This window comes from Acidocella sp., from assembly GCF_013044125.1.
In the GTDB taxonomy this organism is placed as follows: domain Bacteria; phylum Pseudomonadota; class Alphaproteobacteria; order Acetobacterales; family Acetobacteraceae; genus Acidocella.
The window spans coordinates 1-2,502 of sequence record NZ_JABEVC010000181.1 but is presented as its reverse complement, the minus strand read 5'-3'; the positions used below and the strand labels follow the sequence as shown (position 1 = coordinate 2,502).

General features: G+C 66.5%; 3 protein-coding genes. All 3 read left to right on the top strand.

Annotated elements, in window-relative coordinates; all coding sequences use genetic code 11:
- Positions 1–586, top strand: a 586-nt coding sequence (gene queG, locus HKL97_RS11045; protein WP_291425285.1) for a tRNA epoxyqueuosine(34) reductase QueG, incomplete at its 5' end; no start/stop codon positions are given.
- Positions 587–613: 27 nt separating this feature from the next.
- Complete coding sequence (accD, locus tag HKL97_RS11040) at positions 614–1,480, top strand: acetyl-CoA carboxylase, carboxyltransferase subunit beta (protein ID WP_291425284.1); 867 nt, start codon at positions 614–616, stop codon at positions 1,478–1,480.
- Positions 1,477–2,502, top strand: a 1,026-nt coding sequence (locus HKL97_RS11035) for a folylpolyglutamate synthase/dihydrofolate synthase family protein (RefSeq protein ID WP_291425283.1), incomplete at its 3' end; no start/stop codon positions are given. The genes accD and HKL97_RS11035, both read left to right, overlap by 4 nt.

Here is a 2,502-nt window from a genome sequence, read left to right as displayed (position 1 = left end):
GGGGAAACATACGAATCTGGTGTCGCGCACGCATGGTTCGTGGCTGTTTCTGGGCGAGGTGTTCACCACGCTGGAAATCGCGCCGGATGCGGCCCATGCGGATAGATGCGGGAGCTGTCAGGCATGTTTGGAAGCCTGCCCGACGGCGGCGTTCCCCGCACCCTACCAGCTCGATGCGCGCCGGTGTGTCTCCTACCTGACGATCGAGCATGACGGGCCGATTCCTGAGGATTTGCGCGCGGGGATCGGCAACCGGATTTACGGCTGCGATGACTGCCTGGCGGTTTGCCCGTGGAACAAGTTTGCCAAGGCCGGGCAGGAGGCGAAATTCGCGCACCGGGAGGAGCTGGCGGCACCCCGGCTGGCGGCGCTGGCGGGGCTGGATGATGCCGGGTTCCGGGCGATGTTCTCAGGCTCGCCGGTGAAGCGGGTGGGGCGCAACAGGTTTGTGCGCAATGTGGCGATTGCGATTGGCAACAGCGGGGATGTTGGGTTGCTGGAGGTGGCGCGCGCGCTGGCGGGAGACGCTGACGCGGTGGTGGCCGAGGCGGCGGCCTGGGCGGCGGCGCGGTTGGTCTTTCCTTAGGTTTACAAAGCGGGTAAATCCTTTTCCATGAGCTGGCTTACAGAATTTGTCCGACCAAAAATCCGTACCCTCCTGGGCCGCAAGGAGGCGCCGGATAATTTGTGGCAGCAATGCCCGAAATGCCAGCAGATGATTTTTCATCGTGAGCTGGAGGCGGCGCTGAAGGTTTGTCCGCATTGCGGGCACCACATGCGCGCCAGCGCGGCTGACCGCCTGGCCTGGACCTTTGATGACGGGGTTTATACCCGGATCGACCTGCCGAAGGCCGTGGTGGACCCGCTGAAGTTCCGTGACCAGAAGCGCTATGCCGACCGGCTGAAGGATGCGCGCGAGAGCACCAAACAGGACGATGCGCTGCTGGTGGCGCATGGCACCGTGGGCGGCCACCGGGCCGTGGTGGCGGCGATGTCGTTTGAGTTCATGGGCGGCTCGATGGGCGCGGCCGTTGGCGAGGGGCTGGTTGCGGCCGCGCGGCTGGCGGTTTTGCAGGCGGCGCCGATGATTGTTTATACCTCCTCGGGCGGGGCGCGGATGCAGGAAGGGGCTGTGAGCCTGATGCAGATGCCGCGATCGGTGATCGCCTCGCAGATGGTGAAGGAAGCCGGGCAGCCCTTTATCGTGGTGTTGACCGACCCGACCACGGGGGGCGTGACCGCCTCTTTCGCGATGCTGGGGGATGTGCAGATTGCTGAGCCGAATACGCTGATCGGCTTCGCCGGCGCGCGGGTGATTGAGCAGACGGTGCGCGAGAAGCTGCCCGAGGGGTTCCAGCGGGCGGAATATCTGCTGGCGCATGGGATTATCGACATGGTGGTGAAGCGCGATGAGCTAACGGCGACCCTGGCGCGGCTGATCGGGCTGATGACCGGCAACAAGCACCCCGCCGCCGCGTGAGCGCCGCGCGCGGGCGTTTTGACGCCAGTTTGGAGAGGCTGCACCGGCTTTATCCGAAACTGATAGACCTGAAGCTGGATCGGCTGGTGCGGCTGCTGGGCGCGCTGGGTGATCCGCAGTTGCGGCTGCCGCCGGTGATCCATGTCGCGGGGACCAACGGCAAGGGCAGCGTATGCGCGTTTGTGCGCGCCATGGCGGGGGCGGCCGGGCTGCGGGTGCATGTTTATACGTCGCCGCATCTGGTGAAATTCAACGAGCGCATCCGGCTGGCGGGCGCGCTGGTGAGCGATGAGGCGCTGGCGGGCGCGCTCGATGAGATAGAGGCGGTGAACGAGGGCAACCAGATCACCGTGTTCGAGGCGATCACGGCGGCGGCGTTTTTGTTGTTCGCGCGGGTGCCGGCGGATTTATGTGTGGTTGAGGTGGGGCTGGGCGGCCGGTTTGATGCGACCAATGTGGTGCGCCCGGCGGCTTGCGCGATTACCTCCATCTCGCTGGATCATCAGGATTTTCTGGGCGACACGCTGGGGGTGATCGCGGGGGAAAAGGCCGGGATCATTAAACCTGGCGTGCCGGTGGTGGTGGGCGCGCAGGCACCAGAGGCGATGGCGGTGATTGCGGATGAGGCGCGCGCGGCCGCGGCCCCGTTATTGCTGCGCGGGCGTGACTGGGAGGTTGCGGCGGCGCCGGATGGGCTGCGTTTTGAGGGGCTGGATTTGCCGCCGCCGGGGTTGCCTGGGGTGCACCAGGCGGAGAATGCGGCGATTGCGATGATGGCGCTGCGCGCGGCGGGGTTTGCGTTTTCGCCGGAGGTGCTGGCGGCCGGGCTGCGTGGGGTGGAGTGGCCGGCGCGGCTGCAGCTTCTGCATGGCGCGTTGCTGGCATTGCTGCCGCCAGGCTCGGAGCTTTGGCTGGATGGCGCGCATAATCCCGGCGGGGCGGAGGCGCTGGCGGCGCAGCGGCGGGCCTGGGGCGGGGCGGCGACGCTGATTCTGGGCATGAAGCAGGCCAAGGATGTGGGC

Excerpts from the sequence above, each read along its gene's own strand:
- accD (WP_291425284.1), top strand. The coding sequence starts at position 614 with ATGAGCTGGCTTACAGAATTTGTCCGACCAAAAATCCGTACCCTCCTG.